Annotated in this window: 21 protein-coding genes; 9 read left to right on the top strand and 12 right to left on the bottom strand. The window is 68.9% G+C overall.

Going from position 1 to position 21,657, the window contains the following annotated elements; all coding sequences use genetic code 11:
* Positions 1-12 precede the first annotated feature (12 nt).
* The 4 genes from atpD to ACWPXE_RS17780 all read right to left on the bottom strand — a co-directional run bounded on the left by atpD (position 13) and on the right by ACWPXE_RS17780 (position 4,583).
* Positions 13-1,452, bottom strand: a complete 1,440-nt coding sequence (atpD, locus tag ACWPXE_RS17795) for a F0F1 ATP synthase subunit beta (RefSeq protein WP_014239441.1) — start codon at positions 1,450-1,452, stop codon at positions 13-15.
* 69 nt (positions 1,453-1,521) lie between these two features.
* Positions 1,522-2,412, bottom strand: a complete 891-nt coding sequence (locus ACWPXE_RS17790) for a F0F1 ATP synthase subunit gamma (protein ID WP_014239440.1) — start codon at positions 2,410-2,412, stop codon at positions 1,522-1,524.
* Positions 2,413-2,484: 72 nt separating this feature from the next.
* The gene (gene atpA, locus ACWPXE_RS17785; RefSeq protein ID WP_035671446.1) at positions 2,485-4,014 is read right to left on the bottom strand and encodes a F0F1 ATP synthase subunit alpha; all 1,530 of its coding nucleotides are present in this window, start codon (positions 4,012-4,014) and stop codon (positions 2,485-2,487) included.
* Complete coding sequence (locus ACWPXE_RS17780; RefSeq protein WP_014239438.1) at positions 4,014-4,583, bottom strand: F0F1 ATP synthase subunit delta; 570 nt, start codon at positions 4,581-4,583, stop codon at positions 4,014-4,016. Before ACWPXE_RS17780 ends, atpA begins: the two co-directional genes overlap by 1 nt.
* Positions 4,584-4,997: 414 nt before the next feature.
* On the opposite strand from ACWPXE_RS17780, the gene ACWPXE_RS17775 reads away from it, so the two are divergent.
* Positions 4,998-5,321 carry a hypothetical protein gene (locus ACWPXE_RS17775; protein ID WP_149164255.1) on the top strand — a complete coding sequence of 108 codons (324 nt, stop codon included), beginning with the start codon at positions 4,998-5,000 and terminating at the stop codon, positions 5,319-5,321.
* A 75-nt stretch (positions 5,322-5,396) separates the two neighbouring features.
* Here the strand turns inward: ACWPXE_RS17775 and ACWPXE_RS17770 are convergent, their stop codons facing one another.
* Together ACWPXE_RS17770 and ACWPXE_RS17765 are read right to left on the bottom strand one after the other, a co-directional pair.
* Positions 5,397-5,900, bottom strand: a complete 504-nt coding sequence (locus tag ACWPXE_RS17770; RefSeq protein ID WP_454018847.1) for a cache domain-containing protein — start codon at positions 5,898-5,900, stop codon at positions 5,397-5,399.
* A 159-nt stretch (positions 5,901-6,059) separates the two neighbouring features.
* Entirely contained in the window at positions 6,060-8,324 is a 2,265-nt protein-coding gene (locus ACWPXE_RS17765) for a primosomal protein N' (protein ID WP_454018846.1), read from the bottom strand.
* An 88-nt stretch (positions 8,325-8,412) separates the two neighbouring features.
* Here ACWPXE_RS17765 and fsa point away from each other — a divergent pair, with 88 nt between their 5' ends.
* From fsa to ACWPXE_RS17750, 3 genes are read left to right on the top strand one after another with little or no spacing between them, the layout of a single operon-like run.
* Positions 8,413-9,069: a fructose-6-phosphate aldolase gene (gene fsa / locus ACWPXE_RS17760; protein ID WP_094301851.1), complete on the top strand. Its 657-nt coding sequence runs from the start codon at positions 8,413-8,415 to the stop codon at positions 9,067-9,069.
* A 10-nt stretch (positions 9,070-9,079) separates the two neighbouring features.
* Positions 9,080-9,793 (top strand): DUF484 family protein, encoded by a 714-nt coding sequence (locus tag ACWPXE_RS17755; RefSeq protein WP_454018845.1) that lies wholly within the window; start codon positions 9,080-9,082, stop codon positions 9,791-9,793.
* A 13-nt stretch (positions 9,794-9,806) separates the two neighbouring features.
* The gene (locus tag ACWPXE_RS17750) at positions 9,807-10,766 is read left to right on the top strand and encodes a tyrosine recombinase XerC (protein ID WP_145681411.1); all 960 of its coding nucleotides are present in this window, start codon (positions 9,807-9,809) and stop codon (positions 10,764-10,766) included.
* Positions 10,767-10,913: 147 nt separating this feature from the next.
* Here the strand turns inward: ACWPXE_RS17750 and lpdA are convergent, their stop codons facing one another.
* The 3 genes from lpdA to ACWPXE_RS17735 form a co-directional block, all read right to left on the bottom strand.
* Complete coding sequence (gene lpdA / locus ACWPXE_RS17745) at positions 10,914-12,314, bottom strand: dihydrolipoyl dehydrogenase (RefSeq protein WP_454018844.1); 1,401 nt, start codon at positions 12,312-12,314, stop codon at positions 10,914-10,916.
* 213 nt (positions 12,315-12,527) lie between these two features.
* A complete protein-coding gene (locus tag ACWPXE_RS17740; protein WP_454018843.1) occupies positions 12,528-13,181 on the bottom strand; it encodes a hypothetical protein in 654 nt (217 codons plus the stop codon).
* Positions 13,182-13,293: 112 nt separating this feature from the next.
* Positions 13,294-14,175, bottom strand: coding sequence for an alpha/beta fold hydrolase (locus tag ACWPXE_RS17735; protein WP_454018842.1), 882 nt, complete (start codon positions 14,173-14,175; stop codon positions 13,294-13,296).
* Positions 14,176-14,300: 125 nt separating this feature from the next.
* Between ACWPXE_RS17735 and ACWPXE_RS17730 the strand changes: the two genes are divergently transcribed.
* Positions 14,301-14,459: an entericidin A/B family lipoprotein gene (locus ACWPXE_RS17730; RefSeq protein WP_038526216.1), complete on the top strand. Its 159-nt coding sequence runs from the start codon at positions 14,301-14,303 to the stop codon at positions 14,457-14,459.
* A gap of 69 nt (positions 14,460-14,528) precedes the next feature.
* Here ACWPXE_RS17730 and rfaE1 read toward each other — a convergent pair whose 3' ends face one another.
* Positions 14,529-15,974: a D-glycero-beta-D-manno-heptose-7-phosphate kinase gene (gene rfaE1 / locus ACWPXE_RS17725; RefSeq protein WP_454018841.1), complete on the bottom strand. Its 1,446-nt coding sequence runs from the start codon at positions 15,972-15,974 to the stop codon at positions 14,529-14,531.
* Positions 15,975-16,141: 167 nt separating this feature from the next.
* On the opposite strand from rfaE1, the gene ACWPXE_RS17720 reads away from it, so the two are divergent.
* The 3 genes from ACWPXE_RS17720 (at position 16,142) to ACWPXE_RS17710 (ending at position 18,709) form a co-directional block, all read left to right on the top strand.
* The gene (locus ACWPXE_RS17720; RefSeq protein ID WP_454018840.1) at positions 16,142-17,596 is read left to right on the top strand and encodes a sensor histidine kinase; all 1,455 of its coding nucleotides are present in this window, start codon (positions 16,142-16,144) and stop codon (positions 17,594-17,596) included.
* 150 nt (positions 17,597-17,746) lie between these two features.
* Complete coding sequence (locus ACWPXE_RS17715) at positions 17,747-17,911, top strand: hypothetical protein (protein ID WP_160174793.1); 165 nt, start codon at positions 17,747-17,749, stop codon at positions 17,909-17,911.
* Positions 17,912-17,944: 33 nt separating this feature from the next.
* On the top strand, positions 17,945-18,709 hold the full coding sequence (locus tag ACWPXE_RS17710; RefSeq protein ID WP_454018839.1) for a methyltransferase domain-containing protein: 765 nt from the start codon (positions 17,945-17,947) through the stop codon (positions 18,707-18,709).
* 18 nt (positions 18,710-18,727) lie between these two features.
* On the opposite strand, the gene ACWPXE_RS17705 is transcribed toward ACWPXE_RS17710, so the two are convergent.
* Positions 18,728-19,249, bottom strand: coding sequence for a DUF4405 domain-containing protein (locus ACWPXE_RS17705; protein WP_454018838.1), 522 nt, complete (start codon positions 19,247-19,249; stop codon positions 18,728-18,730).
* 186 nt (positions 19,250-19,435) lie between these two features.
* Between ACWPXE_RS17705 and ACWPXE_RS17700 the strand changes: the two genes are divergently transcribed.
* Complete coding sequence (locus ACWPXE_RS17700) at positions 19,436-20,821, top strand: sensor histidine kinase (RefSeq protein ID WP_454018837.1); 1,386 nt, start codon at positions 19,436-19,438, stop codon at positions 20,819-20,821.
* Positions 20,822-21,023: 202 nt separating this feature from the next.
* On the opposite strand, the gene ACWPXE_RS17695 is transcribed toward ACWPXE_RS17700, so the two are convergent.
* The gene (locus tag ACWPXE_RS17695; protein ID WP_454018836.1) at positions 21,024-21,647 is read right to left on the bottom strand and encodes a nucleotide-binding protein; all 624 of its coding nucleotides are present in this window, start codon (positions 21,645-21,647) and stop codon (positions 21,024-21,026) included.
* Positions 21,648-21,657 lie beyond the last annotated feature (10 nt).

Genomic DNA, 21,657 nt, shown 5'->3' with positions numbered 1-21,657 from the left:
AGCCGACCCTGATCAGGCGGCTTCGGCGGCCAGCTTCTTCGCCTTGGCGATGGCTTCGTCGATGGTGCCGACCATGTAGAAGGCCGCTTCCGGCAGGTGGTCGTAGTCGCCGTTCACGATGCCCTTGAAGCCCTTGATGGTGTCTTCCAGGCTGACGAGCACGCCCGGGGTGCCGGTGAACACCTCAGCGACGTGGAACGGCTGCGACAGGAAGCGCTGGATCTTGCGGGCGCGGGCCACGACCAGCTTGTCCTCTTCCGACAGCTCGTCCATGCCCAGGATCGCGATGATGTCCTGCAGCGACTTGTAGGTCTGCAGAACGCGCTGCACCGAACGGGCGACGGTGTAGTGCTCCTCACCGACGACGCGCGGGTCCAGGATGCGGCTGGTCGAGTCCAGCGGGTCCACCGCCGGGAAGATCGCCATTTCGGCGATCGAACGCGACAGAACCGTGGTGGCGTCCAGGTGGGCGAAGGAGGTGGCCGGGGCCGGGTCGGTCAGATCGTCGGCGGGCACGTAAATGGCCTGCACCGAGGTGATCGACCCCTTCTTCGTGGAGGTGATGCGCTCCTGCAAGGCGCCCATGTCGGTGGCCAGCGTCGGCTGGTAACCCACCGCCGACGGGATGCGGCCCAGCAGAGCCGACACTTCCGAACCGGCCTGCGTGAAGCGGAAGATGTTGTCCACGAAGAACAGCACGTCCTGGCCTTCCTCGTCGCGGAAGTACTCCGCGAGGGTCAGACCGGACAGGGCGACGCGGGCGCGCGCGCCCGGCGGCTCGTTCATCTGGCCGTACACCAGGGCTACCTTGGAGCCCGGGCCGTCGAGCTTGATGACGCCCGACTCGATCATCTCGTGGTAGAGGTCGTTGCCCTCACGGGTGCGCTCGCCCACGCCCGCGAACACGGACACGCCGCCGTGCGCCTTCGCGACGTTGTTGATCAGCTCCATGATGGTCACGGTCTTGCCCACGCCGGCGCCGCCGAACAGGCCGATCTTGCCGCCCTTGGCGTAGGGAGCCAGCAGGTCGATGACCTTGATGCCGGTGATCAGCACTTCGGCGTCCGTCGACTGCTCGACGAAGTCCGGGGCCGCACGGTGGATCGGCAGGGTGCGCTCGGCGCCGACGTCGCCGCGCTCGTCGATCGGCTCACCAATCACGTTGATGATGCGGCCGAGGGTGGCCGGGCCGACCGGCACGGCGATCGGGGCGCCGGTGTCCGTCACTTCGGCGCCGCGGACCAGGCCGTCGGTGCTGTCCATGGCGATGGCGCGGACGGTGCTCTCGCCGAGGTGCTGGGCAACCTCGAGCACGAGGACCTTGCCGTCGTTCTGGGTGTGCAGAGCGTTCAGAATGGCCGGCAGCTCGCCGTCGAACTGGACGTCGACAACGGCGCCCGTGACCTGCGTGATCTTGCCGACGGCGTTCGTCGCCTGGGTGGTGGTGGCCATGGAGTAAAGCTCCCTCGGAACTCGATAATTGTCGGATGTGCCGTCGTATCGACCGCGAACGCTGCGCCTTTAAACCGCCTCGGCGCCGGAGATGATCTCGATCAGCTCCTTGGTGATGTAGGCCTGGCGCGTGCGGTTGTAGGTGATCGTCAGCTTGTTGATCATGTCGCCGGCGTTGCGCGTCGCGTTGTCCATCGCAGTCATGCGGGCGCCCTGTTCGGACGCGGCGCTTTCCAGGAGGGCGCGATAAACCTGGATCGACAGGTTGCGCGGCAGCAGCTCGGCGAGGATCTGCTCCTCGTCGGGCTCGAACTCGTAGATCGCCTTGACCTCGGCGCCCGCGGCCTCCTCGTCCGCCTGCGCCTCGACGGCGAAGGGAACGAGCTGCTGGACGGTCACGATCTGGGAGATCGCCGACTTGAACTTGTTGAAGATCACCGAGCAGACGTCGAACTCGCCCGCGTCGTACATCGCCAGAACCTTCTGCGCGACGACATCGGCGTCGGCGAAGGACAGCTTGCGGCGGCCCACATCCTCGTAGGTCTCGACGATCAGCGAGCCGAACTCGCGGCGCAGCTGGTCGCGGGCCTTGCGGCCGACGGTGAGCAGCTTGACCGTCTTGCCTTCCGACTGGAGGCGCTGGATCTGGCGGCGGGACTCACGGACGATGGCGCCGTTGAAGGCGCCGCACAGGCCACGGTCGGAGCTGATGATGACGAGGAGATGCACCTGATCGGAACCGGTGCCGGTCATCAGCTTCGGGCCGTTGCCCGAGTCCTGCACGTTGGCCGCGAGAGAGGCCAGCATGCGGCCCATGCGCTCGGCGTAGGGACGACCGGCTTCCGCCTGCTCCTGCGCACGGCGGAGCTTGGAGGCGGCGACCATCTTCATCGCCGAGGTGATCTTCCGCGTCGATTGGACGCTGGCGATCCGGTTCTTTAGGTCCTTGAGGTTAGGCATGCCGGCCCTTCATTCCGCTCGGGGTCGTTCGGGTTGACGGACGGGGCGCAGGAACTGCGCCCCCGCCGTCGATCAGACGAACACCTTGGAGAAGTTGTCGAGGAAGGCCTTCAGGCGCTCCTCGGTCGCAGAGGTGATCTGCTTCTCGTTGCGGATCGTCGCCAGGATGTCGGCCCCCTTGGACCGGACCTCGGCGAGGAACTTCTGCTCGAAGCGGTTGACGTCCTCGACCTTGATCTTGTCGAGGTAGCCCTTCACGCCCGAGAAGATCGACACGACCTGCTCTTCGACCGGCAGCGGCTGGAACTGCGGCTGCTTCAGCAGCTCGGTCAGACGGGCGCCGCGGGCCAGCAGGCGCTGGGTGGCGGCGTCGAGGTCCGAGGCGAACTGCGCGAAGGCGGCCATCTCGCGGTACTGGGCCAGCTCCATCTTGATGGTGCCCGCGACCTGCTTCATCGCCTTGATCTGGGCGGCGGAGCCGACGCGCGACACCGACAGGCCGACGTTGATGGCCGGACGGATGCCCTTATAGAACAGGCCCGTCTCGAGGAAGATCTGGCCGTCGGTGATCGAGATCACGTTCGTCGGGATGTAGGCCGACACGTCGCCGGCCTGCGTCTCGATGACCGGCAGGGCGGTCAGCGAGCCGTTGCCGTGGGCGTCGCCCATCTTGGCGGCGCGCTCGAGCAGGCGGCTGTGGAGGTAGAACACGTCGCCCGGGTAGGCTTCGCGGCCCGGCGGACGGCGGAGCAGAAGCGACATCTGACGGTAGGCGACGGCCTGCTTGGACAGGTCATCGTACACGATCAGGGCGTGCATGCCGTTGTCGCGGAAGTACTCGCCCATCGTGCAGCCGGTGTACGGCGCCAGGAACTGCAGCGGGGCCGGCTCCGACGCGGTGGCCGCGACGACGATGGAGTATTCCAGGGCGCCGGCGTCTTCCAGCGTCTTGACGATCTGGGCGACGGTCGAGCGCTTCTGACCGACGGCGACGTAGATGCAGTAGAGCTTCTTGCTCTCGTCGTCGCCCTGGTTGATCGGCTTCTGGTTCAGGAAGGTGTCGATGACGACGGCGGTCTTGCCGGTCTGGCGGTCACCGATGATCAGCTCGCGCTGGCCGCGGCCGATCGGAACCAGGCTGTCGACGGCCTTCAGGCCGGTCTGCATCGGCTCGTGCACCGACTTGCGCGGGATGATGCCGGGGGCCTTGACCTCGACGCGGGTGCGGGTAACGTCCACCAGCGGGCCCTTGCCGTCGATCGGGTTGCCCAGGCCGTCCACGACGCGGCCCAGCAGACCCTTACCGACCGGCACGTCCACGATGGTGCCCGTGCGCTTGACGGTGTCGCCTTCCTTGATCTCGCTGTCGGTGCCGAAGATCACGACGCCGACGTTGTCGGTCTCGAGGTTCAGCGCCATGCCCTTGATGCCACCGGGGAACTCGACCATCTCGCCGGCGCGCACGTTGTCCAGGCCGTGCACGCGGGCGACGCCGTCACCCACGGAGAGGACCTGACCGACCTCGGCGACGTCCGCCTCGGTCCCGAAATTCGCGATCTGCTGCTTGAGGATCGCAGAGATTTCTGCGGCGCGGATATCCATCAGACTGATCCCCCTGAGGCCTTCATGGCGAGTTGCAATTTGTTCAGCTTCGTGCGCACCGAGGTGTCGACCATGCGCGAGCCGAACTTAACGATCATGCCCCCGATCAGCGCGGGATCGACCGAGGTGTTGACCAACACCTTGGAGCCGATCGACGCCTTCAGCGTGTCGGTGACCGCGGCCAGCTGAGCGTCGCTCAGCGGCTGGGCGGAGGTGACCTGGGCGGTCACTTCGCCGCGACGGCGGGCCAGTTCGGCGAGATAGCCTTCGATCATGCCTTCCAGCGCGAACAGGCGGCGGTTCTTGGCCACCAGCCCGATGAAGCGCTTGGTCAGATCGGACACTTCGGCGCGGTCCAGAACCGCGGCCATCGCCCGGCCTTGGTCGGCGCGGCTGATCACGGGACTGCGGACGAGGCGGCGAAGGTCGGCGCTCTCAGCCAGGATTTGCTTCAGCGCAACCAGATCGCTCGCGACCTGATCCAACGCTTTGTTCTCGTCCGCAAGCTCGAACAGCGCGATGGAGTAGCGCGTAGCGAGTTCGGAAACGCCTGTACCTTCGATTGCCACCTGATCCCTCGAATTGAGTTCGGTAGACGGTGAATTTTCAGGGCCTTAAATAGGGCAAAACCCACATCGCGGCGGCCCAGCCCGCGAAAGCGAGCGGTCCAATATCACAGGATTAGGCCCTGCGCAACGGGGTCTGGACAATTTGCACGCGGCTTGCGTGCGGCGTTTTGCGCCCCTGCGGCGTGGGGTCCGTTCTTGGCGGCGGGCGCTGGAAATGGGCATACCACTTCACAACCGCAACGGATCACCTCGGCGCCCGCAGGCCCTGCCCCCTTCGCGGTCCGTTTTTCCGGGTCCCGTTCCGCGACGGTCCAGGGACCAGACTGTGACCTAACGCGCCACTTAACACCCGTTTAACCATTCACGCGCACGGTCGCCCCATAGCCCGTCTGACAGGACAAACCCAGGCCAATCATGACCGTCGTCGCTTTTTCCTGCGCCCGCTTCACGCCCGCCGACCTCAACGACTTCGAGGCGGTGGCCGAGCCGAAGCTGCGCCTTGGCCATTGGGCCGGGGTCATCCGCGAAACGGGCCGGGAGCATGACCGGCTCCTCGTTCTCTTGCCCGGCGTGGACCGTCCCGTCTTCCGGTTCGAGCGCGACGGGCGCGGGCGCTACAGCCTGTCCTTCAACGACCGCTCCGGCTGGTACGGCATCGGATCGGGAGGCAGCGCCGCCGAATGCCTGTCGATCTGGCGCCCGCGCCCGCGGACCGATCGCTCCGTCTCGGTGCTCTGAGCGCCTTTTTCACCCTTCGGAAAAGTCCGAGTCGACCGCCCGACGACCTGCCGGATCGCCCACCGACGAACCCGGTCAGCGGTAGACGCCGACCGACAGCAGATAGGGCTCGCCGCCCAGAATGATGCGGCGCACGATCATCGTCTTCGGCGCGATCTGGCCGGACAGTGGATCCGTCCATTTGTAGCTGACGGCGCCCGAGTCCCGCTCCGCCACGATGTCCAGCGCCTCCTGGATGAAGGGCTTGCCGTCGACGTCCTTCAGGTCCTTGAGGTTCACGCCGTTCAGCGACGGCGTCCATCCGTGGGCCACCATCACGCCGTCGCGGTCGATCAGCATCGGGTAGAGGTCGCGGTCGATCAGCGCGCCGTCGCGCTGGGCGAAAGCCTCCGGCGCGCCCTCCGCGCCGTGCTGGCGCAGATAGCCGCTGGTCTTGTCGAGCAGCGCCTTGGCATCCGATTCCGTCCCCCGGGTCTGGGCGGGCACGCCCGCCGCCAGCGCGATGATGGCCAGCAGGGCGAGAACTGGAAGAACCGTCAGCAAGGTATGGACGTGGAAACGATCGCGCAGCCTGGACATGAGATCGCTCAGCGAAAGATGACTTCCATACTCTGGTAATACCATGACCCGCTGGCCGCAACGGACCAAACGTCACAGGTGCCCTGCGGAGCGCGCAGGGACAATCCGTCGCAGCCCCCCTTTACAGGAACCCGACATTTCTTAGCGGAAGCTGCGCCATTACAGGAAGCTGTAGGGGTCCACATCCACCTGCACGCGCACGTTGGGCGGAATGTCCACCTGCTCCAGCCACTGGGCGATCAGGGGTTGCACCTGAACGGTGCGCGGCGCCTTCAGCAACAGACGCCGCCGGTGACGCCCGCGCAGCAGGGCCAGCGGCGCCGGGGCCGGACCCAGCACGGCAACGGTGTCGCTGCGCGGCGCCGCGCGGCCCAGGGCGATGGACAGCTTCTCCACCGCCGCCGCGTCCTCCCCCGACACGATCAGGGCGGCCAGCCGTCCGAAGGGCGGCATCCCGGCCTCCAGCCGCATCTCCGCCTCCAGCTGGTAGAAGCCGTCGCGGTCCCCAGCGGCCAGCGCCTGCATCACCGGATGTTCCGGCATATAAGTCTGCAGCATGACCCGTCCCGGCCGCTCGCCGCGCCCGGCGCGCCCGGCCACCTGATGGAGGAGCTGGTAGGTCCGCTCCCCCGCCCGCAAATCGCCGCCGGCCAGCCCGAGGTCCGCGTCCACCACCCCGACCAGGGTCAGCATGGGGAAATGGTGGCCCTTCGCCATCACCTGGGTGCCGATCAGGATGTCCAGCTCGTGGTCGGCGATGCGGCGGACCATCTCCTGGATGGCGCGGGGGCCGAACAGCGTGTCCGACGCCATGATGGCGGCGCGGGCGTCGGGGAACAGCTCCGCCACCTCCTCGGCGATGCGCTCCACGCCCGGACCGCAGGCGGCCAGGGTCCCTTCCTCGCCGCATTCCGGGCAGGTCGGGGAGAGCGGCTGCGACAGGCCGCAATGGTGGCACTGGAGCTTGCGGGCCAGCCGGTGCTCGACCAGCCACGCCGTGCAGTTGGGGCATTGCAGCCGGTGCCCGCAGGCCCGGCACAGCGTCAGCGGGGCGTAGCCGCGGCGGTTGAGGAACAGCATCACCTGCTCCTTCTCCGCCAGCGTCTGCTCGATGGCCTTCTTCAGCGACGGGGCCAGCCAGTGGCGGGCCGGCGGCCGGTCCTTGCGCAGGTCCACCAGCTCCACGTCGGGCAGCACGGCGCCGCCGTGGCGGCCCGGCAGCTCGATGCGGGCGTAGCGGTTGCTGTCGGCGTTGACCTTGGTCTCCAGCGACGGCGTGGCGGAGACCAGCACGGTGGGGATGCCGCCGAGATGCGCCCGCGCGACGGCCATGTCGCGGGCGTGGTAGATCGACCCCTCCTCCTGCTTGTAGGCGGAGTCGTGCTCCTCGTCGATGATTATGACACCGAGGTTCTTGTAGGGCAGGAACAGGGCGGAACGGGCTCCGACGACCACCGGAACCTCGCCGTTCGCCACCGCCCTCCAGGTGTCGCGGCGCTGCGCCCCGGTCAGCTCGGAATGCCACTCCGCCGGCGGCGCGCCGAAGCGGCGGGCGAAGCGCTCCAGCCACTGCGCCGACAGGGCGATTTCCGGAAGCAGGACCAGCGCCTGCTTGCCGGCCTTCAGGGCGGCGGCGATGGCTTCGTAATAGACCTCCGTCTTGCCGGAACCGGTCACCCCGTCGAGCAGCACGGTGGAATAGACGCCGGACTCCACGCGGGCGCGCAGGTCCGCCGCCGCAGCCTCCTGGTCGGCGGACAGGGTGGGGCCGGGACGGTGGCAGTCGGGCCGCCCGAGCTTGGTCGGCTGGAGCAGCACCGGCTCCAGCAGCCCGGCCTCGGCCAGCCCGCGCACCACGGTGACGCCGCAGCCGGCCTCCTCCGCCAACTCCGCCGGGGTGCGCGGCGGGCCGTCGTCCAGCAGGGCGAGGACGCGCCGCCGCGGGTCGGTCATCTTGAAGCCGGGCGGCGGTTCGGCATCGGGCTTGCGCAGGTAGGCGAGCATGGCCTTCGCCGGCTCCAGCGCCGACGGCACGCTGATCGCCATGCGCAGCACGTGGCCCGGCGGCGTCATGGTGTAGGCGGCGACCCACTCCACGAACTTGCGCTCGACCTCGGGCATCGGCGGCACGTCGAAGCGGCGGACCACCGGCTTCAGCCGGGCGGCCTCCACGACTCCGGCACCGTCGCCCCACACCACCCCCAGCACGCGGCGCGGCCCCAGCGGAACCTCCACGTAGTCCCCGGGGACGAGGGTCATCCCGGCGGGCACGCGGTAGTCGTAGGCCTCGCGCAGCGGCAGCGGCAGCAGCACGCGGACGCGCGGGTCCGCATCCGCCGGCACCGTGCCCTGCAGAAGAGCCTGCGCTGAATCTCCGGAACCGGCCCCGGATTTGGCCCCGGATCTGGCGGAATTTTCACGCATCGGCTAGAGTGCCCCCTGGCCGCGACGCCGGGCAGCGAATCCCGGGAAACAGGGCACGGTCTTCCTCAGCAAGTATGGATTCCAGGTCATGAAGTTCTTCGTTGACACCGCCGACATCGCCGAGATCCGCGATCTGGCCGACACCGGCCTGCTGGACGGTGTTACCACCAACCCCTCCCTCGTCGCCAAGACCGGTCGCAGCTTCCTCGACCTCGTGGCCGAAATTTGTGATGTGGTGAGCGGCCCGGTCAGCGCCGAGGTGGCGTCCACCGACTTCGAGACCATGCTGGCGGAAGGAAAGAAGCTTGCCAAGATCGCCGACAACGTCGCGGTCAAGGTTCCGCTCACCCAGGCCGGCCTGAAGACGTGCAAGGCGCTGTCCTCCGAAGGGACGATGGTCAACGTCACGCTGTGCTTCTCCCCGGCGCAGGCCATCCTGGCCGCCAAGGCCGGCGCCAGCTTCGTGTCGCCCTTCGTCGGCCGCCTGGACGACATCGGGCAGGACGGCATGGGCCTGATCGCCGACATCGTGGAGATTTACAGCAATTACGATTACTTCAAGACCGAAGTGCTGGTCGCCTCGATCCGCAACCCGATCCACATCGTCGACTCCGCCCGCCTGGGCGCCCACGTCGTCACCGCCCCGCCGTCGGTGCTGAAGCAGCTCTTCAACCATCCGCTGACCGACAAGGGCCTCGCCCAGTTCGTCGCCGATTGGCAGAAGACCGGCCAGTCCATCCTCTGAGGACGGCAGCATGGGCCGGGAGCCGGGACACACCCCCCACAGGAAGGACGCGCCGACCGCCGAGGAGGTGCACGCCTACCTGCGGGACCATCCCGACTTCCTGGTCCATCACGGCGATCTGGTCCACCACCTGACCCCGCCGTTGCAGGACCGCGGGCGCGGGGTGGTGGACCTGCAGGCCTACATGGTCGAGCGTCTGCGCGGCGAGGTCCGCCTGCTGAAGGACCAGCAGCGCGAGCTGATCGGCACCTCGCGCGCCAACATGAACAGCCAGAACCGCATCCACGCGGCGGTGCTGTTCCTCCTCGACGCCCAGAGCTTCGAGCAGCTCATCCAGACCATCACCACCGATCTGGCGGTGCTGCTCGACCTGGACGTCGCCTGCCTGATCGTCGAATCGAACGGCCAGGACACCCCACATGTCCAGACCTCCGGCGTGCGGGTGGTCGAGCCGGGGACCGTCGACCGCTGGCTGGGCAAGGCCGACGTGGCGCTGAACGCCGACATCCAGGGCGACCCGGAGTTGTACGGTCCCGGCGCCGGGCTGGTGCGGTCGGAGGTTCTGATCCGCCTCCAGGTGTCCAGCGAGACGCCGGACGGCATGCTGGCCTTTGGCAGCCGAGAGCCCGACAGCTTCCACAGCGGCCAGGGCACCGAGTTGATCGGCTTCCTCGCCCGCGTGGTCGAGCGGGTGATCCGCGGCTGGCTCGAACTGCCGGCCTGACCCCACGGAACGCATGACCGGAAAACAGAACCCCGTTCTCGGCTTCGCCGCCCAGCCCGATGTGCAGGACGTGCTGGTGCACTGGCGCCGCTGGATGGAGAGCGAGCGCAACGTCTCGCCCCACACGCTGACCGCCTACATCGGCGACGTTGCGACCTTCCTGGAGTTCATCACCGGCTATCAGGCCAAGCCACCGTCGATGAACGACCTCGCCGCGCTGACCGTCACCGATTTCCGCTCCTGGCTGTCCCACCTCGCCATGAAGGGGATCGGCTCCAACAGTCGGTCGCGCGCCCTGTCGTCGGTGCGCAACCTCTTCCGCTGGATGGACCGCGACGGACGCCTGCACAACCCGGCGATCAACACCTTCTCCGGCCCGCGCATCAAGCGTCCGGCGCCGAAGCCGCTGACCGTGCTGGACGCCGACCGGCTGCTGGAGGAGTCGGAGAAGGAGCCGGACGAGCCCTGGGTCGGCAAGCGCGACCGGGCGCTGTTCACCCTGCTCTACGGCTGTGGCCTGCGCATCTCGGAGGCGCTGAACCTGACGCGCCGCGAGGCGCCGCTGGGCGAGACGCTGCGCGTCACCGGCAAGGGCAACAAGGAACGGATCGTCCCGGTGCTGCCGGCGGTGACGGAGGCGGTGCGCGCCTACATGGACGCCTGCCCCTACCGCCAAGGGCCGGACGCGCCGCTGTTCGTCGGGGTGCGCGGCGGGCAGCTCGCCCCGGCCATCGCGCAACGGCGGATGCGCGACCTGCGCCGCCTGATGGGGCTGCCGGAGACCGCGACGCCGCACGCGTTGCGGCACAGCTTCGCCACGCATCTGCTGGCGGACGGCGGCGATCTGCGGGCGATCCAGGATCTGCTGGGCCACGCCTCGCTGTCGACGACGCAGCGCTACACGGACGTGGAGAGCGAGCAGCTGATGCAGGTGTACCGCTCGGCGCACCCGCGGGCGAAGAAGACGCCGTAGGGTCGGAGTCCCCTCTCCCCTCTGGGGAGAGGGTCAGGGTGAGGGGGTTGCGCGTGGCGGTGCGTCCGGCAAAAGCGCAACCCCCTCACCGCCCGCTTCGCGGGCACCCTCTCCCCAGAAGGGAGAGGGTTATGAGAGAAACGCGCCTTAGATGTGCAGGGCGCGGCCGTCCACGGCGAGAGCGGCTTCCTTGGTCACTTCCGACAGGGTCGGGTGGGCGTGGCAGGTGCGGGCGATGTCCTCGGCGGACGCGCTGAACTCCATCGCCACGGCCAACTCGGCCACCATCTCCGACACGTTCGGGCCGACCATGTGGACGCCCAGCACCTTGTCGGTGCGCGCGTCGGCCAGGATCTTCACGAAGCCGTCGGTCGTGCCGCTGGCGCGGGCGCGGCCGTTGGCGGTGAAGGGGAACTTGCCCGCCTTGTAGGCGACGCCGGCGGCCTTCAGCTCCTCCTCGGTCTTGCCGACCGCGGCCACTTCCGGCCACGTGTAGACGACGCCGGGAACGAGGTCGTGGTTGACGTGGCCCGCCTGACCGGCCAGCAGCTCGGCGAGCGCGACGCCCTCCTCCTCGGCCTTGTGGGCCAGCATCGGGCCCTCGACCACGTCGCCGATGGCGTAGATGCCCGGCACGTTGGTCTCGAAATGAGCGCCGATCTTCACGCGGCCGCGGTTGTCCATCTCCACCCCGACGGCGTCGAGGCCCAGCCCGTTGGTGAAGGCGCGGCGGCCGATGGCGACCAGCACGACGTCGGCCTCGACCTCCTCGGCGGCGCCGCCGGCGGCGGGCTCGACCGACAGGGTGACGCCGGTGTTGGTGACCTTGGCGCCGGTGACCTTGGAGCCGAGCTTGAAGGTCATGCCCTGCTTGCCGAGGATGCGCTGCATCTGCTTGGACACCTCGCCGTCCATGGTCGGCAGGATGCGGTCCAGGAACTCGACCACGGTGACCTCGGCGCCGAGGCGGCCCCAGACCGAGCCCAGCTCAAGGCCGATCACGCCGCCGCCGATGACGACGAGGCGCTTCGGCACCTCCGGCAGTTCCAGGGCGCCGGTGGAGGAGACGATCTTCTGCTCATCGATCTCGATGCCCGGCAGCGGGGTGACTTCCGAGCCGGTGGCGATGACGATGGCCTTGGACGCCGTGATGGTGCCGATGCCCTCGACCTCGACGGTGTTCGGGGCGGTGATGCGACCGGCACCCTTCAGCCAGGCGATCTTGTTCTTCTTGAACAGGAATTCGATGCCGCCGGTGTTCTCTTTGACGACCTTGTCCTTGTGGGACAGCATGCCCGGCAGGTCCAGCTCGACGCCGCCGACCTTGATGCCGAACTTGGCGAGGCCGTGCTTGGCCTCCTCGTACTTCTCCGACGCGGCGAGCAGCGCCTTGGACGGGATGCAGCCGACGTTCAGGCAGGTGCCGCCCAGCGCGCTGCGCTTCTCGACGCAGGCAACCTTGAAACCGAGCTGCGCCGCACGGATCGCGCAGACATACCCGCCGGGACCGCCGCCGACCACGACGACGTCGAAAGTGCTTTCAGCCATTGGGGGCTTTCCTTCCGCCATTTTTGTGTTTGCCAAAAGCCGTCCCGTCCAGCGGGGAGGGCCGCGCGCCGATTTATGCCGCCGCTCACGCCAACTGGCAACGGGACAGTTCGTCCGGGGGGAGGGATGCCGGGTTGAAAGACCGGCATGGGAACAGCCGGAACCCATGCCGAGATGAACGGGACCGGGGGCCGCTCCCCGGTCCGGGCCGCATCACACCGAAACGGCGACCAGGAACAGGCGCGGGGCGCCGCCTTGAGCCACGTTCGCCAGGGTGGTGACCTGGTTGTTCACCTGATTGTTGAACACGTCGTACACATAGGCGGTGCGTCCGCCCGCCCAGAACCAGCCGAGCGTCGGGTTGCCCCCTCCGACGTCGGCCTGCTGGAAGATGCCGAAGGTCGCCAGCATGGAGACGTAGTTCAGGCCGGCGTTGCCGAGGCGCAGGGTCTGCTGCTTGATGATGTCGGCCTCGAAGCGGCCCCAGGCGTCATGAATCGGATTGGCGTGGGTCTGGTTGATGCACTTCAGCTCGATGTAGACGTCATCCGCGATCCCGGCGTTGCGGCACAGGTAGAAATCGGCGCGTGCGGCGGCGCGGCGATTGGCCGACACCCCCCAGGCCGGGCCGACCGCGGTGTAGGACAGAAAGGGGTTCCCACCGTTGGTGGAGGGGTAGGGCTGCTCCCGTTCGCAGGTCCAGTTGCCGGGAATGTTCAGAAACCCGTGCGCGATTTCCAGCTGGAGCCAGACCTCCCAGCCGCCGCGGATGTTGGCGTTCTGGGCGAAGACGTCGGCCCGTTGAAGATTGATGTTCCCGTTGTTGAATTCGGCTTGGATGGTGTTCAGGAGTTGCTGGCAACGCATGGCGATGTCCCTTGCTGCGACTGGACGCCGGAGCCGCGCTCCAGGCTTCTGCAAGGGGACGGTTTCGCGGGGCCTCGCGTGACTGGAAATCCACGGTCGCCCAGGGCCCCGGTCACTCCGTGAAGAAATCCAGCAGCGCCTGCGCCGTCTCCTCCGGCGCCTCCTCGGGGATGAAGTGGCCGGCGGGCATCACATGGCCCGCGATGGCCGGGGCGTAGCCGCGCCAGATGCCCAGCGGGTCGTCGTAAAGGCGCCCGACCGCGCTGTTGCGGCCCCACAGGAACAGGGCCGGGCATTCCACCTTGCGCCCCGCCGCGCGGTCCTCGCGGTCGTGCTCCAGGTCGATGCTCGCCGCGGCGCGGTAGTCCTCGCACATGGCGTGGACGGTGGCGGGATCGCGGAAGGCGGTGCGGTAGGCCTCCATCGCCTCCGGCTCGAAGATGTCGGCGCTGCTGCCGATGGAGCCGAGCACCTGCCCCAGGTAGAAGTCCGGGTCCGACCCGATCAGCCGCTCCGCCAGATTGTTGGGCTGGATCAGGAAGAACCAGTGGTAATAGGCGGTCGCCATGCGCTGGTCGATGCGGGCGAACACCTCCAGCGTCGGCACCACGTCCAGGAAGGCGACGCGTTCCACCCGGCCGGGATGGTCGAGGACCAGCCGGTGGGCCACCCGCGCGCCGCGGTCGTGCCCGGCCAGCCGGAAGCGGTCGAAGCCCAGCGCGGCCATCACCGCCACCTGATCGCGCGCGTTGGTGCGTTTGCAGTAGGTCTCGTGCGCGGAATCGCCCGGCGGCTTCGACGATTGGCCGTACCCCCGCAGGTCGGTCAGCACCACGGTGAAGCGCTCGGCCAGCCGCGGCGCGACCCGGTTCCACAGGGCGTGACACTGCGGAAAGCCATGAAGCAGAAGGAGCGGCGGCCCCTCGCCCCCGACCAGCGTGTGGATCTCGGCGCCATCGGTGGCGATGCGGTGGCGGGTGAACCCTTCGAACATGCGCGCCCTCCCCCTATCCGTTTGAGTGTGGAGAACTGTCCTTCCGCACGGCGAGGCTTCGGAAACCTTTGGCGGGTTTCTCGCGTTTTTCAGCCGATTGTTTTCGACCTCAAGAGGAAAATGCCATGCGTAGCCTGAAGAAGCTCGTCCTTTTCGCCGCCCTGGGCGCCGCCCTGACCACCAGCCTCGCCGCCTGCAACACCGTCGAAGGCATGGGCCAGGACGTGCAGGCGGGCGGCCGCGCGGTGGAGCGCTCGTCGGACAGCGTCCAGAAGAAGATGTGATCGCGCAACGCGGACGCCCCGGAGCTTCGGCTCCGGGGTATCGGCGCCCCGATTTTCAACGTCCCGAATTCAGCGCTGCATGCGCTTGATGGTGTTGGTTGTGCTTTGGCCGTCCACGAGGTCGGCCAGCACGACCTTACCGCCGTAGCTCTGCACGAATCCGGCGCCGACTACCGTGGCAACGGTGTAGTCCGCCCCCTTCACCAGCACGTCGGGCCGCAGGGCGCGGATCAGCTCCTCCGGCGTGTCCTCGCCGAAGATCACCACCAGATCGACGCAGGCCAGCGAGGCGAGCACCGTCGCCCGCGCCGTTTCGGTCTGCACCGGGCGCGTCTCGCCCTTCAGCCGCTTCACCGAGGCGTCGCTGTTCAGCCCCACCACCAGCACATCGCAGGCGGCCTTGGCCTGGTTCAGCAACGCGATGTGGCCGGGGTGCAGCAGGTCGAAGCAGCCGTTGGTGAAGCCCACCCGCTTGCCGCGCGCGCGCCAGCGCGCCGCGCGCTCCACGGCCTGTTCCAGCGTGTCGACCTTCTCCTCGCCGCTGCGCCATTCCTGCTCGTGCAGGGCGGACAGCAACTCCGGCGCGCGGACCACCGCGGTACCGACCTTCCCCACCACGATCCCGGCGGCCAGATTGGCCAGCCGCGCCGCGTCGGTCAGCTCCACCCCCACCGACAGGGCGGAGGTCAGTGTCGCCACCACCGTGTCGCCGGCGCCCGACACGTCGAAGACCTCGCGCGCGTTGGCCGGCAGATGGGTGGCGCCGTCGCGGGTCACCACCGACATGCCGCGCTCGCTGCGCGTGGCGACCACCGCGTCGATGCCGCAGGTCTCCAGCAGGAAGCGGCAGGCGGCCTCGACCTCCGCGTCGCTGTCGGCGGGCATTCCCGTCGCCTGGATCAGCTCCTTGCGGTTGGGCGTGATCACGCTGGCCCCGCGGTAGCGCCCGAAATCGTCGCCCTTGGGATCGACCACCACCGGCAGCCCGGCCTCCCGCGCCGCCTGGATGAGCTGCGAGACCAACCCATCGGTCAGCACGCCCTTGCCATAGTCGGACAGGATCACCGCGCCCACCGTCAGCATGCCGGTGCGGGCGGCGACCATCACCTCCTCCTCCGACCCGATGGCGGCGATGGTTTCGGCGTCGGCGCGCAGAAGCTGTTGGCGCCCGCCGATGAAGCGGGTCTTCACCGTGGTCTGGCGCCCCGGCTCGGCGACCAGCCCACCGCCGTCGCCCGTCTCCCTCGCCACGAGGCGCACCAGTTCCAGCCCCGCCGCGTCCTCGCCCACCACCGACACGAAGCGGCAGCCGGCGCCCAGCGCCATGACGTTGGCGGCCACGTTGCCGGCGCCGCCGAGCATGGCCGTCTCGCGCTCGATCCGCAGCACGGGGATCGGCGCTTCGGGGGACACGCGGTCGACCGACCCGTAGATGAATCGGTCGAGCATGACGTCGCCGACGCACAGCACGCTGGCGTGGGACAGGGAGTCGATGTGACGGGCAAGGTCGCTCATGCCGGTTCTACTACCAATCTTGGGAGTGGCGCGCCAGAGCGGAGCGCTCGTATCCCCTCTCCCGAAGCGGGAGAGGGGATAATAAGGTCCGGCAACTGGCCTGCGGCGGCATCCTGCCCTATCCTCCGGCATCCCCTGCCCCAAGACGTTGCCCCCGGACGCCGCCCATGCCCCTGCCGCCCGTCACGAGAAGCCTGTCGGCCAAGCTGCTGGTGCTGACCGTGCTGTTCGTCCTGCTGGCGGAGGTGCTGATCTACACGCCGTCCATCGCCCGCTACCGCCTGACCTATCTGGAGGAGCGGCTGGCGGCCGCCCATCTCGCCGCCCTGTCGGTGGAGGCGACGCCGGACATGATGGTGGCGATGGAGCTTCAGAACGAGCTGCTGGCCCATGTCGGCGCCCATGCGGTGGAACTGATCCGGCCGGACAGCCGAGTCTACATGCTGTCCCGCTCCATGCCGCCGACGGTGGACGCCGTCTTCGACCTGCGCGGCGCCATGGCGCCGCGGCTGACCGCCGACGCCTTCATGGCGCTGGCCCAGCGGCGCGACCGGGTGATCCGGGTGATCGGGCCATCGCCCAAGGACCCCGCCTTCCAGGTCGACATGGTGATGGACGAGCGGCCGATGATCCAGGCGATGATCGACTTCTCGGGCCGCATCCTGGCGCTGTCGGTGGCGATCTCGCTGATCGCGGCGGTTCTGGTCTTCGTCTCGCTGACCCGGCTGTTGGTGCGGCCGATGCGCCGGCTGACCGAGGGGCTGGTCGCCATCCGTCGCGACCCGGACGGCACACCGCCCTTCCAGCCGAGCGCCCGCACCGACGAGATCGGCGTGGCGGAGCGCGAGCTGGCCGACATGCAGGCCACCATCCGCAGCGCGCTGCGCCAGCGTGAGCGGCTGGCCGCGCTGGGCACCGCGGTCGCCAAGATCAACCACGATCTGCGCGCCATCCTGTCCACCGCCGCCCTGCTGTCGGAGCGGCTGGCCGAGAGCGCCGACCCGGAGGTACGGCGGGTCACGCCGCGGCTGATGGCCTCCATCGACCGGGCGGTGGAGCTGTGCGGCCAGACCATGACCTACACCCGCGACGGCCTGCTGCCCCTGGCACGGGCCGAGGTGCCGCTGCGCCCGCTGGTCGAGGAGGCCGGGGCCGCGGCGCTGGCCGCCCTGCGCCCGGACGGGGAGCGGGCGGAACTGCGCTGGAACAACCGGGTGCCGAAGGGGCTGACCGTCCGCGCGGACGCCGCCCAGCTCTCCCGCGCGCTGGTCAACCTGGGGCGCAACGCGGCGCAGGCGGGGGCTGGAGCGGTTACGGTGATGGTGGAGACCCGGCCCGGCGGCGGGCTGCTCCTGCTGGTGGCCGACGACGGGCCGGGCCTGCCGCCGCGGGCGCGGGACAACCTGTTCCAGCCCTTCGCCGGCTCGGCAAGGGCGGGTGGCGTCGGGCTGGGCCTCGCCATCGCGCGGGAGGTGCTGCGCGCCCATGGCGGCGACCTGCGGCTGGTGGAGAGCACCGCGGCGGGCACCGTCTTCGCGCTGGAGCTTCCCCTGGGGATCGTCGTGGAGGGTGCCGGCCGGTTGGGCGAAATGCCCACATCGGATTCGCCCATCCCGGATTGATTTCCGGCGCCCGCTCCACCAGAATTCGCGGCACGGTCAACCCGTCGGCATCCCGCCGGGCGCACGCCCCGCGCGGGACCGGCAGCGAAGGAAGGGAACGGGACTTTGGAAGGCACGGGCAAGTGGATCACCGGGGGAATCCTGGGCTTCATGGCGTTCATCGGCCTGCTGGCGGCGTCGCGCGCGGCGGACACGGCGTTCTATTATGGCGGCTGGCTGCTGGCCATCGGCTGCATCGGGACGATCTTCATGATGGTCACAAAGCACTACAACCACATGGACGAGCAGATCGCCCGCCAGCGCGAGCAGGAATAACCCCCAAACCCCTTCAACCGGTGGAGGCCGGGCATGCCGTGGGACCCCGAACAATACGCACGGTTCGAGTCCTGGCGCCGCCGCCCGGCCCACGACCTCGTGGCGGCCCTGCCCTCCCTGACCCCGCGGACGGTGGTTGATCTCGGCTGCGGAGCCGGGCAGCTCGCCCGCCTGCTGGCCGAACGCTGGCCGGAGGCCGAGGTGCTGGGGGTGGACAATTCCCCCGCCATGCTGGAGCGCGCCCAAGGCACGCCGTCCCGCGTGCGCTGGCTCCAGGCCGACCTTGGGGTCTGGCACCCCGACCGACCGGTCGATCTGCTGATCTCCAACGCCGCCCTGCACTGGCTGGACGGGCATGAGCGGCTGTTCCCGGACCTGCTGCGGGCGCTGGCCCCCGGTGGGGTGCTGGCCGTGCAGATGCCCCGAAACTTCGAAGCGCCCTCGCACCGCCTGCTCTACGAGACGGCGGCGGACGGCCCCTGGGCCGAGCGGCTGGCGCCGGTCCTGCGCACCGCCCCGGTGCACGCGCCGGAGGTGTATTACGGCTGGCTCGCCCCGCTCACCCGCCGCCTGGATCTCTGGGAGACGGAGTATCTCCAGGTCCTGGAGGGCGACGACCCGGTACTGCAATGGACGCGCGGCACGACGCTGCTGCCCGTCCTGGACACGCTGACGGGCGCGGAGCTGGACGCCTTCCTGGCGGCCTACCGCGCCCGGCTGAACGCCGCCTACCCCCGGCGCCCGGATGGCCGCACGCTGTTTCCCTTCAAGCGGCTGTTCCTCGTGGCGCGGGTGTAGACGGACGGCTTCCGGACGTTACGACGCCGGCCTGGGCTGCTTCGCGGCTGTGAGGATGTTCGCCACGCCCACCGCGTTCATGCCGGCGCGGGTGCCGATGGCCGACAGCGACTCGCCGGGCTGCGCCTCGATGTTGGCGGCCTTGAGCGCCTGGATGGCCTTGTCGGGGTCCAAACCGAAGACCGGCGCCACCGTCGCCAGCGGGGCGTTCGCCACCGCCCGCATCATCGCACCGGGGCCGCCGGTGGAGGCCGGAGTCCCGGTCATCGCCGTGAAGACCAGCGATCCGGCGACGCTGACCACGAAGGCCGACAGCGCCACGTTGCGCTTGAAATACTGGAGGAAGGCCGTCCAGTTGCGCGCCAGATGCCACAGGCCGATGGCCGAGAAGCCGACGCTGAGCCATTCGTGGGAGAAACGCACCAGATTGCCGTTCCAGTGCAGCAGCAGCATGATTCCCGTCACCGTGGAGACGACGAACAGGACGATGGTTACCGGCGTGACGATCTGCCGGGTGATGGTGGAGGTGAGGGAGGGCATGGGGGACGGCTCGCGGGTTGAACGGAATGCGGCCAAAGTGAGGCCGGATTGTAACCGCTTGATGTCCCGCGCCGCCGCCGAACGTAACAGAGTGTAACGGCACCCGGCGCCGCCCGCGCTTGACCGCCCCGCCCCACGGTCCAGATGACTGCGTGATCGTGGTGCAACCATAGGGGCTTCCGGTTCATGGGCACGCAGGAACAGCCGGAAGCATGGCGCGACGAGAGCGAGGAGCGCCTGCGCGCCTTCATCGAAAGCGCGCCGCGCAAGATGTGGATCGCCCGCACCGACGGGACGGTCGAGTTCTTCAACCGTGAGTGGCGCGACTACACCGGACAGGGCGGCGCCGAGGGCATGCTGAATTGGCGGGAGGCCGTCCATCCCGCAGACCGCCCACGTCTGGATGAGGTGCGCCACCGGTCGGTTCCCCTGGGCCAGCCCTACGACGTCCAGGTCCGGCTGCGGCGGCAGAGCGACGGGCTGCACCGCTGGCACATCGGGCGGGTTTCCCCCGTCCACCTGCACGGTCGCCTGATCGCCTGGATCGGCGCCGCGACGGACATCGACAACCGCGTGCGTGCCGAGGCCGCCCTGCGCGAGAGCGAGGCCAACTTCCGCACCATGGCCAACGCCATCCCGCAGCTCGCCTGGATGCGCGATCCCTCCGATTACAGCATCTGGTACAACCAGCGCTGGTTCGACTTCACCGGCACCTCGATGGAGCAGATGCAGAACGACGGCTGGTGGACGGTGATCCATCCCGACCACGCCGACCTGATGCTGGAGGCCGTCACCGCCGCGCGGGCGGAAGGCCGGTCCTGGGAGTATACCGCGCCGTTGCGCCGCCGCGACGGCGTGTACCGCTGGCACCTGTTCCGCGCCGTGCCCATCCGCGACGAGACCGCCGACACCATCACCCGCTGGTTCGGCACCAGCACCGACATCAACGAGCAGCGCGAGGCGCAGGAGCGCCAGCGGCTGCTGACCCAGGAAGTCAGCCACCGGGTGAAGAACAGTCTGGCGCTGGTGGCGGCGCAGCTCTCGCTCCAGGCCCGCGCGTCGGACAACGACGATGCCCGCAACGTCCTGATGGACGCCTACAGCCGTGTCCTGACCATCGCCGGGGTGCACGACCATCTGTGGCGGCAGTATGATGCGAGCTTCATCGACATGTCCGGCTTCCTGCACGGTCTCTGCCGGAAGCTCCAGGAAACCGCGCCGGGCCATGACCTGAGCTTCACCGGCGACCGGGTGATCGTGCCCACCGATCAGGCCGTCCCCATCGGGCTGGTGGTCAACGAGCTGGTGACCAACGCTTTGAAATACGCCTATCCCGGCGACCGTGGGGGGCCGATCCGTGTGACCCTGCGCCGGGACGGCGAGGACGCGATGATCCTGGAGGTGATGGACCAGGGCGTCGGGCTTCCCGCCGGCTTCGACCTGTCCGCGCCGACGAAGAGCCTCGGCATGCGGTTGCTGGTCAACACCGTCCGGCAGATCAACGCCACGGTGGACGCCGAACGCCTCGATCCGGGAACCCGCTTTGCCGTCGCCATTCCGGTCGGACGGTGATCAGAATGAACGAACCACTCCGACGCGCCTCTATTCCTTCTCCCCCCTTGGGGAGAAGGTCAGGATGAGGGGGTGCCGAAGGCACACCAACTGGGCAAAACAAGCACGCTTCTTCGCCCTACCGGACGTATCGCCCCCTCACCCAACCCTCTCCCCAGGGGGGAGAGGGCTTCTTGGCCGGGATTGACGGCGCTCCGTCCGCTCACGCCTTCTCGATGTAGGCCAGCAGCGGTTCCCAGTCGGCGCGGTGCTCGGCGGCGCGCTTGCCGGTCAGGTCGAACAGGCTGAGACCGGAGGCCGCGGCGTCGGCGTAGATCTGGCTGTCGCGCAGGCGGGTCACCACGCTGTGCCCGACCCCGCCGAGAAACTGGTCCAGCCGGTCCGCCGCCTTGGTGCGGGGGCGCAGGCGGTTGCCGACCACCGCCACCGACTTGCGGTTCTTGGCGATCGACTTCAGCTCCTCCAGCTTGCCGAGGAAGCGCTGCGTCGCCTGCTCGTCGAAGGCGCTGGGCAGCACCGGCAGGACGACGACATCGGCCATCCGCACCAGATCCTCGATCTGCTTGGTCTTCAGAGCGGCCGGCGCGTCGATGACGAGGCGCTGGATGCCCTTCGGCGCGTCGGACAGGTCCTTCGCCCAGTCCAGACCCACCAGGGCGGAGGCCGTGGCCGGGCGGCGGGCCAGCCAGCCGAGCGAGGAGCGCTGGCGGTCCACGTCGGCCAGCGCCGTGCTGTGCCCAGCGGCGGCGCTGGCCGCGGCGAGGTGGGTGGCGATCGTGGTCTTGCCGCAACCGCCCTTGATGTTGGCGACGAGGATGGTCCGCATGGGTGGGAAG

This window comes from Azospirillum sp. Marseille-Q6669 (assembly GCF_965111635.1).
This window is presented reverse-complemented; position numbering and strand designations above follow the sequence as displayed.

Coding starts and splice junctions, on each gene's coding strand:
- ACWPXE_RS17770 (WP_454018847.1), bottom strand. CDS start 5,900: ATGTCCAGGCTGCGCGATCGTTTCCACGTCCATACCTTGCTGACGGTT.
- atpD (WP_014239441.1), bottom strand. CDS start 1,452: ATGGCCACCACCACCCAGGCGACGAACGCCGTCGGCAAGATCACGCAG.
- atpA (WP_035671446.1), bottom strand. CDS start 4,014: ATGGATATCCGCGCCGCAGAAATCTCTGCGATCCTCAAGCAGCAGATC.
- ACWPXE_RS17715 (WP_160174793.1), top strand. CDS start 17,747: ATGGCGTTCATCGGCCTGCTGGCGGCGTCGCGCGCGGCGGACACGGCG.
- ACWPXE_RS17755 (WP_454018845.1), top strand. CDS start 9,080: ATGGGCCGGGAGCCGGGACACACCCCCCACAGGAAGGACGCGCCGACC.
- lpdA (WP_454018844.1), bottom strand. CDS start 12,314: ATGGCTGAAAGCACTTTCGACGTCGTCGTGGTCGGCGGCGGTCCCGGC.
- ACWPXE_RS17695 (WP_454018836.1), bottom strand. CDS start 21,647: ATGCGGACCATCCTCGTCGCCAACATCAAGGGCGGTTGCGGCAAGACC.
- ACWPXE_RS17705 (WP_454018838.1), bottom strand. CDS start 19,249: ATGCCCTCCCTCACCTCCACCATCACCCGGCAGATCGTCACGCCGGTA.
- ACWPXE_RS17735 (WP_454018842.1), bottom strand. CDS start 14,175: ATGTTCGAAGGGTTCACCCGCCACCGCATCGCCACCGATGGCGCCGAG.
- ACWPXE_RS17700 (WP_454018837.1), top strand. CDS start 19,436: ATGGGCACGCAGGAACAGCCGGAAGCATGGCGCGACGAGAGCGAGGAG.
- ACWPXE_RS17720 (WP_454018840.1), top strand. CDS start 16,142: ATGCCCCTGCCGCCCGTCACGAGAAGCCTGTCGGCCAAGCTGCTGGTG.
- ACWPXE_RS17775 (WP_149164255.1), top strand. CDS start 4,998: ATGACCGTCGTCGCTTTTTCCTGCGCCCGCTTCACGCCCGCCGACCTC.
- ACWPXE_RS17740 (WP_454018843.1), bottom strand. CDS start 13,181: ATGCGTTGCCAGCAACTCCTGAACACCATCCAAGCCGAATTCAACAAC.
- ACWPXE_RS17750 (WP_145681411.1), top strand. CDS start 9,807: ATGACCGGAAAACAGAACCCCGTTCTCGGCTTCGCCGCCCAGCCCGAT.
- ACWPXE_RS17765 (WP_454018846.1), bottom strand. CDS start 8,324: ATGCGTGAAAATTCCGCCAGATCCGGGGCCAAATCCGGGGCCGGTTCC.
- rfaE1 (WP_454018841.1), bottom strand. CDS start 15,974: ATGAGCGACCTTGCCCGTCACATCGACTCCCTGTCCCACGCCAGCGTG.
- ACWPXE_RS17710 (WP_454018839.1), top strand. CDS start 17,945: ATGCCGTGGGACCCCGAACAATACGCACGGTTCGAGTCCTGGCGCCGC.
- fsa (WP_094301851.1), top strand. CDS start 8,413: ATGAAGTTCTTCGTTGACACCGCCGACATCGCCGAGATCCGCGATCTG.
- ACWPXE_RS17730 (WP_038526216.1), top strand. CDS start 14,301: ATGCGTAGCCTGAAGAAGCTCGTCCTTTTCGCCGCCCTGGGCGCCGCC.
- ACWPXE_RS17790 (WP_014239440.1), bottom strand. CDS start 2,412: ATGCCTAACCTCAAGGACCTAAAGAACCGGATCGCCAGCGTCCAATCG.